Genomic DNA, 15,289 nt, shown 5'->3' with positions numbered 1-15,289 from the left:
TTTGATTATTACTCACGATACGGTATAGTATTTGTGAAAGAAGGTTTGTAAATGAAGATTGATTGGAAACGAAATCTACTGATTTCATGGGTAGGTTGTTTTTTTACGGGAGCCAGTTTTAGTCTTGTCATGCCATTCATTCCCTTATATATAGAAGAGTTAGGCGCTCCAGAGAGTCAAATTGAGTTGTTTTCTGGATTAGCAATCTCAGTAACGGCGTTTGCGGCGGCTATCATTGCTCCAGTATGGGGAAATCTAGCAGATCAAAAAGGTCGTCGCTTAATGATGATTCGCGCGGCTGCGGGGATGACAGTGACGATGGGGTCTTTGGCTTTTGTACCGAATGTCTATTGGTTGTTGATCATGCGTTTCTTTACCGGAATTTTATCGGGGTATATTCCCAATGCGACTGCATTGATTGCTTCGCAGGCGCCTCGAGAAAAAAGCGGTTGGGCGCTTGGGACATTGGCTACAGGAGCCATCGCAGGGAATTTGATCGGTCCATCGATGGGTGGGGCGTTGGCGCAATGGTTCGGCATGAAAAATGTTTTTATCATTACTGGTGTTGTGCTGCTAATTACGCTCTTGCTTACGATTTTTCTCGTTCAAGAAGATTTTGAGCCGGTTGAAAAGGGCGATTTGCTGTCCATCAAAGAAATTTTTGGTCAAATCAAAAATATGCAGTTGCTTGTCGGTTTGTTTATTACGTCACTGATTTTACAGCTAGGTGTAACGAGTATCAGCCCGATCCTTACATTGTATATTCGTGATCTAAGCGGGAACAGTGGCAATATTTTGTTTGTCAGCGGATTGATCGTCTCTGTTGCTGGTGTTTCGGCAATCATCTCTTCGCCATTTTTAGGCAAAATCGGTGATCGTTACGGCAATCACAAGGTATTGTTAGGCGGTTTATTGCTGTCATTTTTCTGTTTCATTCCGATGGGCTTTGTCTCCACACCGTTTCAGTTGGGCGTGCTGCGCTTCTTGCTTGGTTTTTCGACAGGTGCGTTGATGCCGTCGATCAACACACTGATCAGCAAGATCACCCCGATGGAAGGGGTCAGCCGTATCTACAGCTACAACCAAATGTTCTCTAACTTTGGACAAGTGTTAGGTCCGATGGTCGGCTCAACGGTGGCAGCTGGCTTTGGTTATCCCGCCGTCTTTTGGGTAACTAGCGGGTTTGTACTGATCAATATTTTTATCTCAGGATTTAATTTCCGTAAAAGCTTGCGTAAAAAGGACATCAGTGAATAGTTGAAAAGAAAAAAAAACCAGTTACAATAAAGGTAACTGGTTTTTTTTTAATGGCTTGTCTTTTCAGGCGCTGGTGCGATAATACCAACAAGAATGATCACCACACCTGTGACCAAAGAGATGATTGAAGTTAATTGAAAATCATAAGTTGCTCCAGCAAGTGAGCTGCCTAGATAGCCAACGACTTGACCTAATACAAAAGTCCAAAATAAAGTGACTAAGTAACGCATGACGACACCTCTTTTCTGCGTATCTTCCATTTCGACTTTAGTTTATCACAAAAATATTTATTGTAAAGATTTTCACTTTTTCATTTTGTTTTTCAAATCTAATTACTAGCAGAAAGAAAGAGAATTTTCATTTTTGGAGGGATTTCAATGTATTCACAGCTCACCACCTTAAGCGCCTATTCGTTGCTGCAAAGTACGATCAAAATTCCTCACTATATAGAGCAAGCCAAAAAGATGGGCTATCAGACGTTGGGTCTGACCGATCATAATGTTCTCTATGGCGCGGTCGAGTTTTATCAGCAATGCCTAGCACAGGGCATCAAGCCGATTTTTGGCGCTTTGTTCGACTGTACCTTCGGAGAGGGATCAATGTCCTTTCCGTTGTACGTATTTGCAAAAAACCTCAAGGGCTATCAAACCTTGATGCGTTTATCAAGTGAAAAAATGATCACCGAGCAGTTGAATTTAGCTGCTTGTGATTCTTTGCAGGACCTCTTTGGTTTGCTGCCTGAAGGCGAGGGGTTTCTGCCTTCTCAGCACGATGATCTAGAAGCCAATCAAGAAGCACTGCGAGCAATCAGCCATAAATTTGATTCTGAGAGCTTGTTTTTAGGTATTACTAGCAAAGGGCTAGATCCAGAAACGATCGCTTGGTTTAACGAGCAAAACATTGCACCATGTGCCTATCAACCAATCGCGGCTTTAGCACAAGAAGAAACCTTTGCAGTCAAAGTGATGACGCATATCAAAGAGGGCTCGCAAATTGAAGACTTTCGTCAGGCTAAAGAGCAAGGGGCTGCGCAGCTTTTTCTACAACCAGCAGACCAACTGACCGCGGCATTTGAAGAATGGTCGCAGGCATTGATGAATAATCAGCGGATTGCAGCTGAATGCGCCGTCGAGCTGCCGCTGCATCAGCGGCTGTTGCCTCATTACCCGCTACCAGCCGAAGAAAGCGCTGCGGACTATTTGCGGAAAATTTGTTTTGAGCGTCTGCCTCAGCGTGTTGCCCACGTTACATCGGCGTACGAACAGCGTTTGGATTATGAGTTGTCCGTCATCCATAAGATGGGCTTTGATGACTATTTCTTGATTATTTGGGACGTCATGGACTTTGCCCACCAACAAGAGATCGTTACCGGCGCTGGACGGGGATCGGCTGCTGGCGCACTGGTGGCATATGTTTTATCGATCACCGACGTAGATCCAATCAAATACGATCTTTTGTTTGAACGATTCTTGAATCCAGAACGTTACACGATGCCTGATATTGATTTAGACATTCCTGACAATCGCAGAGACGAGATTTTACAGTATGTGCGCCAAAAATACGGGCAAGAATATATGGCACAGATTGCGACGTTTGGCACTATGGCGGCCAAAATGGTTCTGCGAGATGTTTCTCGTGTCTTTGGTCTTTCGCAAAGTGAAGCCAATCGCTGGTCAAAAGCCATCCCCAATGCCTTGAAAATGACCTTAGATCTTGCTTATGAACAATCCAATCAGCTGCGAGAATTGGTGTCGTTTAATGAGCGAAACCAAGTAATGTTTCAAGTCGCCAAAATTTTAGAAGGCTTGCCACGTCACGTATCGACTCATGCCGCTGGTGTGGTGATCAGTGACAAGAATTTGCTTGATTTGGTTCCCTTACAAGAAGGCAGCGATGGGATCTGGCTGACCCAATTTACCATGAATGACGTAGAAGCCATCGGCCTATTGAAGATGGACTTTTTAGGCTTGAGAAACTTATCGATCATTGATAATACCTTGAAAGGCATTAAACGAATCAGCCAACAAATCGTTACCCAAAAGGAGATTCCTCTTGATGATCCAGCAACATTGCGCTTGTTTCAAAAAGGCGAGACCGCAGGGATCTTCCAATTTGAATCAGCGGGGATACGCAATGTGCTGCGTAAGTTAGGACCAGAAAGCATCGAGGATATTGCCGCAGTCAATGCCTTGTATCGTCCAGGACCGATGCAAAATATCGATACCTTTATTAAGCGGAAAAAAGGACAAGAGCGTGTCTCTTATCCAGATGACAGCTTGATTCCGATTTTGCAAAACACTTACGGAATCATTGTCTACCAAGAGCAGATCATGCAGGTAGCTTCCAAAATGGCTGGTTTCAGCTTAGGACAAGCAGATATTTTGCGTCGAGCAATCAGTAAAAAGAAAAAAGACGTCTTGGATGAGGAACGTCGTCATTTTGTGCAAGGCGCCTTAGCCAATCAGTACGATGAAAAGACCGCCAATTTGGTCTATGACTATATCGAGCGGTTCGCCAATTATGGGTTTAATCGATCCCATGCGTTTGCCTATTCCTTTATCGGCTTTCAAATGGCCTATCTGAAGGTACACTATCCCGCACCATTTTTTGCTTCGATCCTACACTCGGTACGCAACACCGCCAGCAAAATGAAAGAATATTTAAATGAAGCCGCACGTTATGGCGTAGAAGTACTGCCGCCTTCGATCAATGCCAGTGGGTTTAGTTTTCAACTGCAAAATGAAAAACAAATTCGTTTTGGTTTCAGCAGTATCAGAGGAATCCGACGCGACATGATCCAAGACATTTTGGCAGAAAGAAAAGAGCATGGTAATTTCACGTCTATGGATCAATTTTTGCTTCGCTTAAATCAGCGTAACAGCAAATGGTTAAAATTGGATTATTTATTGCCGCTTTTGAGCATCGGCGTATTCGATGGGATCGCCCCCAATCGAAAACAAGCGCTGATCCAGCTAGAAGGAAAGATCCAAAACATTACTTATAGTGGCGGCAGTTTGGATCTCTTAGAAACTATGGCATTAAAAGAAGAAGCCGTTGCCGATTACAAACTAGAAGAAAAACTGGCTTTGGAAGAAGAATACTTAGGTGTTTATTTGTCTGGCCATCCCGTGGAACAGTTTCAAAAATTGCACCAATTAAAACAAATCACTGATATTGCTGATCTGGTTCCGAATGAACGGGTGCGTATCCTTTTATATGTGCGCAAGATTCGAGAGATTCGAACGAAAAAGGGCGAACAAATGGCGTTTGTCGAAGGAACAGATGCCAGCAAAGAAGTGTCAGTAACGATTTTTCCCATCGTTTATCGACAAGTACGTTCCTTGATTGAAGAAAATGCTGTTCTCTACATCGAAGGAAAGGTCGAGGTAAGTCGTTACAATGGTGAAATCCAACTCATTGCTGATAAAATAGACTTAGCAGAAAACGTTCAAAATAAAATTGCGTCACAAACTTGTTACTTAAAGATTTCTGCTGAAGCTGAAACGTCGCACCTGCAAGCATTGTCGAAGGAAATGAAGCAGCACCACGGAAATATTCCAGTGGTGATGTTCTATGAAAGCAGTGGCAAAAAAGTGTTATTAGCAGAAGAAAATTGGGTGACAGATGAGCCGAACTTTGTCAAACAACTGATCGCATTATTAGGAAATGGAAATGTAATTTTCAAGTAATTTTCCGAAAACGGTAATTCAACTTACACTTTTTTCAACTTTTTCCCACTATTTCAAGACATTTTCATGGAATAATGGTAGAATATGTCTCGTGGTTATTACTTGAAAACTAGCAAACAGGGGCTTCCCTAAACAAAATCTTTTGATGAGGTGAAAGAATAATGAAACGCATTGGAATTCTAACCAGTGGCGGCGATGCACCAGGAATGAACGCAGCGATTCGCGCAGTTGTCAGAAAGGGTATTTTTGACGGACTTGAAGTATACGGAATCAACTATGGCTATGCCGGACTAGTCGCAGGCGACATTCGTCGCTTAGATGTTGCTGATGTTGGTGACAAAATTCAACGTGGTGGAACATTCTTATATTCAGCACGTTATCCAGAATTTGCGACACAAGAAGGACAATTAAAAGGAATCGAACAATTAAAGAAATTTGGCATCGAAGGGCTAGTCGTGATTGGTGGAGATGGATCTTACCATGGTGCGATGGCACTTACTCGTCACGGTTTCCCAGCGATCGGGATTCCAGGAACGATCGATAATGACATTCCAGGAACAGATTTCACGATTGGTTTTGATACAGCGATCAATACTGTCTTGGAATCGATTGACCGTATCCGTGATACAGCGACATCACATGTCCGCACATTCGTGATCGAAGTAATGGGTCGTGGTGCTGGCGATATCGCTTTATGGTCAGGTGTGGCCGGTGGTGCGGATGAAATCATCATCCCAGAACATGATTTTGACATGCAAGTTGTTGCTGATCGTATCCGTGAAGGACGCGACCGCGGGAAAAAACATTGCTTGATCGTTTTAGCCGAAGGTGTGATGGGCGGAAATGATTTTGCTGACAAACTTTCTGAATACGGCGATTTCCATACCCGTGTATCAATTCTAGGACACGTTGTCCGTGGTGGTTCACCAAGCGCTCGTGACCGTGTGTTAGCAAGTAAATTTGGTTCATATGCCGTTGAATTATTGCAACAAGGCAAAGGCGGTCTATGTATCGGTATCGAAAACAATGAAATGATTGCTTCTGATATCATCGATACCCTTGAAAACAATCGTCACAAACCAGATCTTAGCTTGTATAACTTGAACAAAGAAATCTCATTCTAAAGAGATTTTTAAAGCAACGCAACAGTAATTTTGTAAAAAAAGCTTATTAGCTATTTTAAATAAATGAATAGGAGCGTTTAGTAATGAAAAAAACAAAGATCGTAAGTACATTAGGACCAGCAAGTAACAGTGTGGAAATTATTTCTCAACTGATTGAAGCCGGTGCGAATGTCTTCCGCTTTAACTTCTCTCATGGAGATCATGAAGAACAATTAGCGCGTATGACAATGGTTCGTGAAGCCGTAAAGAAAACTGGTAAAGATGTCGGTATCCTTTTAGATACAAAAGGTGCTGAAATCCGTACAACTGTACAAAATACGACAGAAGCAGACTTTGGTCGTGCTGGATACATCCAATTCAACGTTGGCGATGAAACACGTATTTCAATGGATCCAGAACACAAAGGAACAAAAGAAAAAATTGCTGTAACTTATCCTGGTTTATTTGAAGATGTTCATGTGGGCGGACACATCTTGTTTGATGATGGCTTGATCGACATGGAAATCAAAGAAAAAGACGAAGCAACTCGTGAATTAGTGGTTGTCGTTAAAAATGCTGGAATGTTAGGATCACGTAAAGGGGTCAATGCTCCTGGCGTATCAATCAGCTTACCTGGTATTACTGAAAAAGATGCAGAAGATATCCGTTTTGGTCTTGATAACGATATCGACTTCATTGCCGCTTCATTTGTACGTAAAGCGCAAGACGTTTTAGAAATTCGTGAAATTTTAGAAGAAAAAGACATGACTCATGTGCAAATCTTCTCTAAAATCGAATCACAAGAAGGTATCGATAATATCGATGAAATCATCAAAGTTTCTGATGGTATCATGGTTGCCCGTGGTGACATGGGTGTTGAGATCCCTGCTGAAGAAGTACCAATGGTTCAAAAGAGCATCATTAAAAAATGTAACGCTGCTGGTAAATCAGTTATCACAGCAACACAAATGTTAGAATCAATGCAACAAAACCCACGTCCAACTCGTGCAGAAGCTTCTGACGTTGCCAATGCTGTCTTTGACGGTACTGATGCAACAATGCTTTCTGGTGAGTCAGCAAACGGTGACTACCCTGTTGAAGCAGTAGCAACAATGGCACGTATCGACGTGGAAGCAGAAAAAGCTTTATCAGAAAACAGCACTTTCCAAATCAACCAATTTGATAAAACAGATGTAACGGAAACAATCGGTTTATCTGTTGCGCGTGCAGCGAAAAACTTAGGGGTTAAAACAATCGTTGCTGCCACTGAATCTGGCTACACTGCGAAAATGATTTCTAAATATCGTCCAGATGCTGACATTTTAGCTGTTACATTTGACGAACGCACAAAACGCGGCTTGATGCTTAACTGGGGTGTGTACCCAACCGTTGCTGAAAAACCATCAACAACTGATGAAATGTTTGAATTAGCAGCAAAACAAGCAGTGGATTTAGGCTTTGCTAAAGAAGGCGATCTAATCTTGATCACAGCCGGTGTTCCTGTTGGTGAACGCGGAACAACCAACGTAATGAAGATCCAATTGATCGGATCAAAATTGCTTGAAGCGCAAGGAATTGGTGAAAAATCAGTTGTTGCCAATGCCGTGATCGCTCACAGTGCCGAAGAAGCAATTGCGAAAGCAAAAGATGGCATGATTTTAGTTGTACCAACAACAGATAAAGAATATATGCCAGCAATCGAAAAAGCAGCAGCTTTAGTTGTTGAAGATGGCGGCTTGACTTCTCATGCAGCAGTTGTCGGAATCGCGAAAGATCTACCAGTGATCGTTGGTGCCAAAGACGCAACAACAACCATCAAAGATGGCGAATTGGTTACTCTTGATTCTCGTCGCGGTATCGTTTATCGTGGAGAAACAACAGCGATCTAATGATTTTTAACGATTGATCAAGCAACAGGCAAGTGCACGTTGTGCGCTTCCTGTTGTTTTTTTGAGAGTGTCGAAATCCCTTGAGAAAAGGCATTAAAATGACACGATCAAAAATGAAAAAGGTGTCAAGAAAATTTCATTGACAAAGCCTCAGAAGCCCTGTATAATTGCTTTTGTTGCTTAGGGGTGATAAAAATGAAATGGTCTTTATTGGAATTAAAAAAATACCAAGAGACACCGCTGATGTTTGAAGAAACACTTGACCTAAAAAGTCAACTGATAAAACGCGATGGACAGATCATTGATTTGTCTCCTGTAAAAGTAAAAGGGCTGATGAGTGTTGATAAGCAAGGATACTTGCTGCACTATCAAGTGGAAACGACGATGACATTGCCATCTACTCGTTCTTTGACACCTGTAGCGATTCCTTTTGATTTTTCAGTGGATGAACAATTCATGACACCAGAGCAATTTCAGCGTCGCGATGAAACGATCGTCGAAGAAGAAGTTTTGATCATTGAAGGTCAAACCATCAGCTTAGATGAATCGGTCGCTGATAACCTATTACTTGCGATTCCTTTGCAAGTCCTGACAGAAGAAGAAAAACAAGGTTCAGCAATGCCATCTGGCAACGATTGGGCTGTTTTGTCAGAAGAAGACTTTGCAAATCAAAAAGAAGCGCAAGCTCAACAAGTTGATCCTCGTCTTGCAAAATTATCCGAATTATTCAATGAATCAGATGACGATAACGCGTAGGATTGGAATAAATTGCAGCCTCAAGGTTGCGTTCATTAACAAGGAGGTGTAGCAAAATGGCAGTACCAGCTAGAAAAACTTCGAAAGCGAAGAAAGCAAAACGTCGTACACATTACAAATTGACAATCAACGGTTTGAACGAATGTGCAAACTGTGGTGAAATGAAAAAAAGCCACCATGTCTGCTCTAACTGTGGTCATTACGATGGCAAAGACGTAGCAACAAAAGAAGCATAATTCCTTTTTTTCAGAAAGAGGATTCTAAAACCTTAGGCTAACCATGGAGCCTGAGGTTTTTTTGTTTTTTTTGGAAAAGATGGAACTTTTCAGAAATATTTTTTGTCCATCGAAAGAGAATAGTTCAAAAGCAGGTACATTTGCGCTATAATGAAAAAGATAATTGAATCTTAGGAGGATGAAAGATGACAAAACAACAAATCGGCGTTGTCGGTATGGCTGTTATGGGCAAAAACTTAGCGTTGAACATCGAAAGCCGCGGTTATTCAGTTGCCTTATTTAACCGTACTGGTTCAAAGACAGAAGAAGTAGTAAAAGAACATCCAGATAAAAATTTTAAAGCAACTTATACGATAGAAGAATTTGTTCAATCAATTGAAAAGCCACGTCGTATTTTATTAATGGTAAAAGCAGGATTTGCGACGGATGCTACGATCCAAGAACTATTGCCTCATCTAGACAAAGGCGATATTTTGATCGATGGCGGAAATACCTTCTTTAAAGATACCGTTCGTCGTAACGAAGAGTTGGCAAACTCAGGAATCAACTTTATCGGTACGGGTGTTTCTGGTGGGGAAGAAGGCGCCTTGAAAGGTCCTTCAATCATGCCTGGTGGTCAAAAAGAAGCATATGAATTGGTTGCACCGATCTTGGAACAAATTTCAGCAAAAGCTGAAGATGGTACACCTTGTGTAACTTATATTGGACCAAATGGTGCAGGCCATTACGTAAAAATGGTTCATAATGGGATCGAGTATGGCGACATGCAGCTGATTGCGGAGTCTTATGACTTGATGCAAAACATTTTAGGTCTATCTGTTGATGAAATGGCTGATATCTTTGCCGAATGGAACAAAGGTGAATTGGATAGCTACCTAATTGAGATCACAGCGGATATCTTGACACGTAAAGATGATCAAGGAACAGGCAAACCGATCGTTGATGTGATCTTAGATGCTGCAGGCAATAAAGGAACTGGGAAATGGACGAGCCAAAGTGCCTTAGACCTAGGTGTTCCATTACCATTGATCACTGAATCTGTTTTTGCTCGCTATATCTCAGCTTACAAAGAAGAACGGGTCAATGCCAGCAAAGTATTACCGAAACCAGAAGCGGTTGCTTTTGAAGGGAACAAAGAAGAATTTATCAATAAGATCCGTGAAGCCTTATACTTCAGTAAAATCATGAGCTATGCACAAGGTTTCGCGCAATTACGTACAGCATCAAAAGAGTACGATTGGGATCTTCCTTTTGGTGAGATTGCCAAAATTTGGCGTGCAGGCTGTATCATCCGTGCGCAATTTTTACAAAAAATCACGGATGCTTATGACAAGAATGCTGACATCGAAAACTTATTATTAGATGATTACTTCAAAGACATCACGAAACGCTATCAATCTTCTGTACGTGAAGTAGTTGCGCTAGCTGTCCAAGCGGGTGTCCCTGTGCCGACGTTCTCCTCTGCGATCGCGTACTTTGATTCGTATCGTTCTGATCGTTTGCCAGCGAACTTGATCCAAGCACAACGGGATTACTTCGGCGCGCATACGTATGAACGGACAGATAAAGAGGGAATTTTCCATTATTCATGGTATGACGAAGCGTAAGCTTTAAGAGAATCCAAAAGAGAAAGGCCGAAAGTGAGAACTTTCGGTCAATCTCTTTTTTATTTTTTAGATACATGATAAAATAAGACAGATAATGTCTATTTTAAAGGCAGAATAATCAATAAAGGGGCTATCAATAATGAGTAATATTCTAATCATTGAAGATGAAAAGAACTTAGCTCGATTTGTGGAATTAGAATTGAAGCATGAAGGGTATAATACCGAAGTTCATTACAACGGACGGACGGGACTGGATGCTGCGCTGAATAATGAATGGGATGCAATCTTATTGGATCTAATGCTTCCAGAGCTAAATGGGTTAGAAGTTTGCCGACGTGTGCGTCAATCGAAGAACACCCCGATCATCATGATGACCGCGAGAGATTCTGTGATTGATCGAGTATCAGGTTTGGATCATGGTGCTGATGATTATATTGTGAAGCCTTTTGCAATTGAAGAATTGCTGGCACGCTTACGTGCGTTGCTTCGCCGTATCGATATTGAAGGGGACAAAAACGTCGCAAAACAAACCACGATCACTTACCGCGATCTAACGATTGAAAAAGAAAACCGTGTCGTTCGACGTGGAACAGATGTCATTGAACTAACAAAACGCGAATATGAGCTATTGTTGACTTTAATGGAAAACGTCAATGTCGTTTTAGCCAGAGATGTTTTATTAAACAAAGTCTGGGGCTATGAGACAGAAGTTGAAACCAACGTTGTCGATGTTTACATCCGCTACTTACGAAATAAAATTGATGTGCCAGGGGAGGAAAGCTATATCCAAACCGTTCGTGGTACAGGTTATGTGATGCGGTCGTGAACCTTAAAAAAAGAATGAAAAAATTAAAAGAACTGAAGGGGCCTTCTTTAACTGTAAAGTGGGCCTTCGCAAGTTCTTTCTTTATATTCGTCGTATTTACGATCTTTGCTGTGATCACCTATAAAACATCGGTGAATTTGATCGTCGCTAAAGAAGAAAACAATGTGGAGCGGACGATGTCAGAGGTTGCTTCTCGTTTAGCCAATTCGGATCAAGAACTAACATTGGTTCGGACGTATCGTAATTTAACCAAAAATGATGCGGGGACGACGAGCATTTATGATCGCACTTCAACGATCGATGGCAACTTAATGAAAATCGATTCCTTTATTTCGGAATTAGGCCAAGCGCCGTTGAGCTTGTTTGTTTATAATTTGAATGAGGATCTTGTGTTTAAAACCCATGAGAATGATTTAGCACTGATCGACACGCAGCGCAAAGCGCCAACCATCGTAACGCTGGATGGTATCACAGGCTTTCTCTCGATCCAACCCATCTATTCAAAAGGCACCAGAGAGCGGATTGGCTATGCACAAACATTTTATGAATTGACTTCTTTTTACGAAATACGCAGCAAACTGCTGCTGACTTTGATTATCTTAGAAGTCGTTTCTCTGATTCTTAGTAGTGTGCTTGGATTCTTTTTATCAGCGTATTTCCTTCAGCCGTTAAAGGTCTTGCGAGATACGATGGAAACCGTTCGGAAAAACCCACAGTCAACGGTGCATATGCCAGAATTAAATACGAACGATGAACTGTCTGATTTAGCAGATATCTTTAACGAAATGCTGGATCGCATGCGCCTATACATTGAACAGCAAGAGCGATTCGTCGAAGACGTTTCTCATGAGTTGCGAACGCCTGTGGCGATCATTGAAGGACATATGAATCTGTTGCAGCGTTGGGGAAAAGACGATCCAGAGATTTTGGATGAGTCTCTGGCAGCCAGTATGCAAGAGATCAGTCGGATGAAGACGCTAGTACAGGAAATGTTGGATCTCTCAAGAGCGGAACAAGTGGATGTTCATTATGCAAATGAAACAACCAATGCAAAAGAAGTTGTCTATCAAGTCTTCAATAACTTTAAAATACTGTATCCGGATTTTGTTTTTACATTGGATGATGACTTATACCATGAGTTGAAGCTGAAAATCTATCGCAATCATTTTGAACAGATCATTATTATTGTCTTGGATAACGCAGTGAAATATTCCACTGATCGAAAAGAAGTTCATCTATCCATTTCGTTGGATCGACAATCCTTTGAAATTGCCATTCAAGACTTTGGTGAGGGAATCTCCAAAGAAGACCTCGACAAGATCTTTAATCGTTTCTATCGGGTAGATAAAGCCCGTGCTAGAACCAAAGGCGGAAACGGGCTAGGGCTCTCTATTGCGAAACAGTTATTGGAAAGCTATAAAGGAAAAATTTCAGCAGAGAGTGTCATCGGTCAAGGAACGATCTTTCGAATCTATATACCGATCGTTCAATCAGAAGATCGGACGAAAAGAGAACGTTAGGCGAAAAGCTTAAGTTCTCTTTTTTTATCCATTAATGATAGATTTAGCCGCAAAATACTTCTTATAAACGAACGTTCGAATCGTTTGACAATGAATAATTCGCTTATAAAAATAGTTGCCAAAAAGCCTATTTTTTTAGTTGATTTTTCCTTTAAGAATTGCTATATTATTACTTGTCCTTGTTAAGGCATTTGTAACAAACACTGATTGATCTTTTTTGAAATTAGTTGTTGACGAAACATTTTACAAGTGTTATTATAACAAAGTCGAAAAAATATCATCTCTGAAAAACCTAATAAATCAAAAAAACTTTTCAAAAAAAGTGTTTGACATATAACGGTTGAGATGGTAAGATAAAAAAGTCGCTGAGGTTAAGAAAGAAGTTAAATAACAACTTCTTGAAAAAAACTTTTAAAAAAGAGTTGACAAATAAACGTCGCTCTGATATGATATGAAAGTTGCTAACACAGCACGGTAGACCTTTGAAAACTGAACAAAGCAAGCAAACGAACCAATGTGTAGGACGTTTCAATTTATTGAAACAAATACATGCAAGCAATAGCTAGCAAAGTTAATTTTTATGAGCTTAATGACCGTATGGTCATTCAAACAAATCATTATGAGAGTTTGATCCTGGCTCAGGACGAACGCTGGCGGCGTGCCTAATACATGCAAGTCGAACGCTTTTTCTTTCACCGGAGCTTGCTCCACCGAAAGAAAAAGAGTGGCGAACGGGTGAGTAACACGTGGGTAACCTGCCCATCAGAAGGGGATAACACTTGGAAACAGGTGCTAATACCGTATAACACTATTTTCCGCATGGAAGAAAGTTGAAAGGCGCTTTTGCGTCACTGATGGATGGACCCGCGGTGCATTAGCTAGTTGGTGAGGTAACGGCTCACCAAGGCAACGATGCATAGCCGACCTGAGAGGGTGATCGGCCACACTGGGACTGAGACACGGCCCAGACTCCTACGGGAGGCAGCAGTAGGGAATCTTCGGCAATGGACGAAAGTCTGACCGAGCAACGCCGCGTGAGTGAAGAAGGTTTTCGGATCGTAAAACTCTGTTGTTAGAGAAGAACAAGGATGAGAGTAAAATGTTCATCCCTTGACGGTATCTAACCAGAAAGCCACGGCTAACTACGTGCCAGCAGCCGCGGTAATACGTAGGTGGCAAGCGTTGTCCGGATTTATTGGGCGTAAAGCGAGCGCAGGCGGTTTCTTAAGTCTGATGTGAAAGCCCCCGGCTCAACCGGGGAGGGTCATTGGAAACTGGGAGACTTGAGTGCAGAAGAGGAGAGTGGAATTCCATGTGTAGCGGTGAAATGCGTAGATATATGGAGGAACACCAGTGGCGAAGGCGGCTCTCTGGTCTGTAACTGACGCTGAGGCTCGAAAGCGTGGGGAGCGAACAGGATTAGATACCCTGGTAGTCCACGCCGTAAACGATGAGTGCTAAGTGTTGGAGGGTTTCCGCCCTTCAGTGCTGCAGCAAACGCATTAAGCACTCCGCCTGGGGAGTACGACCGCAAGGTTGAAACTCAAAGGAATTGACGGGGGCCCGCACAAGCGGTGGAGCATGTGGTTTAATTCGAAGCAACGCGAAGAACCTTACCAGGTCTTGACATCCTTTGACCACTCTAGAGATAGAGCTTCCCCTTCGGGGGCAAAGTGACAGGTGGTGCATGGTTGTCGTCAGCTCGTGTCGTGAGATGTTGGGTTAAGTCCCGCAACGAGCGCAACCCTTATTGTTAGTTGCCATCATTTAGTTGGGCACTCTAGCGAGACTGCCGGTGACAAACCGGAGGAAGGTGGGGATGACGTCAAATCATCATGCCCCTTATGACCTGGGCTACACACGTGCTACAATGGGAAGTACAACGAGTTGCGAAGTCGCGAGGCTAAGCTAATCTCTTAAAGCTTCTCTCAGTTCGGATTGTAGGCTGCAACTCGCCTACATGAAGCCGGAATCGCTAGTAATCGCGGATCAGCACGCCGCGGTGAATACGTTCCCGGGCCTTGTACACACCGCCCGTCACACCACGAGAGTTTGTAACACCCGAAGTCGGTGAGGTAACCTTTTTGGAGCCAGCCGCCTAAGGTGGGATAGATGATTGGGGTGAAGTCGTAACAAGGTAGCCGTATCGGAAGGTGCGGCTGGATCACCTCCTTTCTAAGGAATATTTCGGAAGACTACACATCGTTTGCCTTTGTTCAGTTTTGAGAGGTCTACTCTCAAGTAAATACCCGGGGCCTTAGCTCAGCTGGGAGAGCGCCTGCTTTGCACGCAGGAGGTCAGCGGTTCGATCCCGCTAGGCTCCATTAACGACAATGGTCGTTAAGCTTTGTTCATTGAAAACTGGATATCGAAGAAATAATCAAAACAAGTAACACACACCGAGTT

Annotated in this window: 10 protein-coding genes, 1 tRNA gene and 1 rRNA gene; 11 read left to right on the top strand and 1 reads right to left on the bottom strand. The window is 42.4% G+C overall.

The annotated features are described in order from the left end of the window. Positions 1–51 precede the first annotated feature (51 nt). Positions 52–1,257, top strand: coding sequence for a multidrug efflux MFS transporter (locus IGI77_RS12395; protein WP_438770152.1), 1,206 nt, complete (start codon positions 52–54; stop codon positions 1,255–1,257). Positions 1,258–1,304: 47 nt separating this feature from the next. Here IGI77_RS12395 and IGI77_RS12390 read toward each other — a convergent pair whose 3' ends face one another. Further along, positions 1,305–1,487: a YjzD family protein gene (locus IGI77_RS12390; RefSeq protein ID WP_008377814.1), complete on the bottom strand. Its 183-nt coding sequence runs from the start codon at positions 1,485–1,487 to the stop codon at positions 1,305–1,307. Between the two features lie 147 nt (positions 1,488–1,634). On the opposite strand from IGI77_RS12390, the gene dnaE reads away from it, so the two are divergent. The 10 genes from dnaE to IGI77_RS12340 all read left to right on the top strand — a co-directional run bounded on the left by dnaE (position 1,635) and on the right by IGI77_RS12340 (position 15,207). Further along, the gene (dnaE, locus tag IGI77_RS12385; RefSeq protein ID WP_438770151.1) at positions 1,635–4,946 is read left to right on the top strand and encodes a DNA polymerase III subunit alpha; all 3,312 of its coding nucleotides are present in this window, start codon (positions 1,635–1,637) and stop codon (positions 4,944–4,946) included. A gap of 161 nt (positions 4,947–5,107) precedes the next feature. Continuing rightward, complete coding sequence (pfkA, locus tag IGI77_RS12380; protein WP_005229169.1) at positions 5,108–6,070, top strand: 6-phosphofructokinase; 963 nt, start codon at positions 5,108–5,110, stop codon at positions 6,068–6,070. A gap of 83 nt (positions 6,071–6,153) precedes the next feature. Further along, the gene (gene pyk, locus IGI77_RS12375; protein WP_005229179.1) at positions 6,154–7,938 is read left to right on the top strand and encodes a pyruvate kinase; all 1,785 of its coding nucleotides are present in this window, start codon (positions 6,154–6,156) and stop codon (positions 7,936–7,938) included. A gap of 195 nt (positions 7,939–8,133) precedes the next feature. Further along, positions 8,134–8,694, top strand: a complete 561-nt coding sequence (locus IGI77_RS12370; RefSeq protein ID WP_010749661.1) for a YceD family protein — start codon at positions 8,134–8,136, stop codon at positions 8,692–8,694. Between the two features lie 56 nt (positions 8,695–8,750). Then, positions 8,751–8,930, top strand: coding sequence for a 50S ribosomal protein L32 (gene rpmF / locus IGI77_RS12365; RefSeq protein ID WP_005229191.1), 180 nt, complete (start codon positions 8,751–8,753; stop codon positions 8,928–8,930). A gap of 185 nt (positions 8,931–9,115) precedes the next feature. Further along, the gene (gene gndA, locus IGI77_RS12360; protein WP_005229192.1) at positions 9,116–10,537 is read left to right on the top strand and encodes an NADP-dependent phosphogluconate dehydrogenase; all 1,422 of its coding nucleotides are present in this window, start codon (positions 9,116–9,118) and stop codon (positions 10,535–10,537) included. A 139-nt stretch (positions 10,538–10,676) separates the two neighbouring features. Then, a complete protein-coding gene (locus IGI77_RS12355; RefSeq protein WP_005229193.1) occupies positions 10,677–11,363 on the top strand; it encodes a response regulator transcription factor in 687 nt (228 codons plus the stop codon). 14 nt (positions 11,364–11,377) lie between these two features. Further along, on the top strand, positions 11,378–12,883 hold the full coding sequence (locus tag IGI77_RS12350) for a HAMP domain-containing sensor histidine kinase (RefSeq protein ID WP_034696083.1): 1,506 nt from the start codon (positions 11,378–11,380) through the stop codon (positions 12,881–12,883). Positions 12,884–13,498: 615 nt separating this feature from the next. Continuing rightward, positions 13,499–15,058, top strand: a 16S ribosomal RNA gene (locus tag IGI77_RS12345). Positions 15,059–15,134: 76 nt separating this feature from the next. Continuing rightward, positions 15,135–15,207 (top strand) — tRNA-Ala (locus IGI77_RS12340). Positions 15,208–15,289: the final 82 nt, after the last annotated feature.

It is taken from the genome of Enterococcus sp. DIV0213h (assembly GCF_051711285.1).
Taxonomy (GTDB): Bacteria; Bacillota; Bacilli; order Lactobacillales; family Enterococcaceae; genus Enterococcus_D; species Enterococcus_D casseliflavus.
The sequence above is the reverse complement of the archived record's forward strand: the minus strand, read 5'-3'. Positions and strand labels throughout refer to the sequence as shown.

What these genes read in the sequence shown, in the direction of transcription:
- pfkA (WP_005229169.1), top strand. Translation starts at nt 5,108, where the DNA reads ATGAAACGCATTGGAATTCTAACCAGTGGCGGCGATGCACCAGGAATG.
- IGI77_RS12395 (WP_438770152.1), top strand. Translation starts at nt 52, where the DNA reads ATGAAGATTGATTGGAAACGAAATCTACTGATTTCATGGGTAGGTTGT.
- pyk (WP_005229179.1), top strand. Translation starts at nt 6,154, where the DNA reads ATGAAAAAAACAAAGATCGTAAGTACATTAGGACCAGCAAGTAACAGT.
- rpmF (WP_005229191.1), top strand. Translation starts at nt 8,751, where the DNA reads ATGGCAGTACCAGCTAGAAAAACTTCGAAAGCGAAGAAAGCAAAACGT.
- IGI77_RS12350 (WP_034696083.1), top strand. Translation starts at nt 11,378, where the DNA reads ATGAAAAAATTAAAAGAACTGAAGGGGCCTTCTTTAACTGTAAAGTGG.
- dnaE (WP_438770151.1), top strand. Translation starts at nt 1,635, where the DNA reads ATGTATTCACAGCTCACCACCTTAAGCGCCTATTCGTTGCTGCAAAGT.
- gndA (WP_005229192.1), top strand. Translation starts at nt 9,116, where the DNA reads ATGACAAAACAACAAATCGGCGTTGTCGGTATGGCTGTTATGGGCAAA.
- IGI77_RS12370 (WP_010749661.1), top strand. Translation starts at nt 8,134, where the DNA reads ATGAAATGGTCTTTATTGGAATTAAAAAAATACCAAGAGACACCGCTG.
- IGI77_RS12390 (WP_008377814.1), bottom strand. Translation starts at nt 1,487, where the DNA reads ATGCGTTACTTAGTCACTTTATTTTGGACTTTTGTATTAGGTCAAGTC.
- IGI77_RS12355 (WP_005229193.1), top strand. Translation starts at nt 10,677, where the DNA reads ATGAGTAATATTCTAATCATTGAAGATGAAAAGAACTTAGCTCGATTT.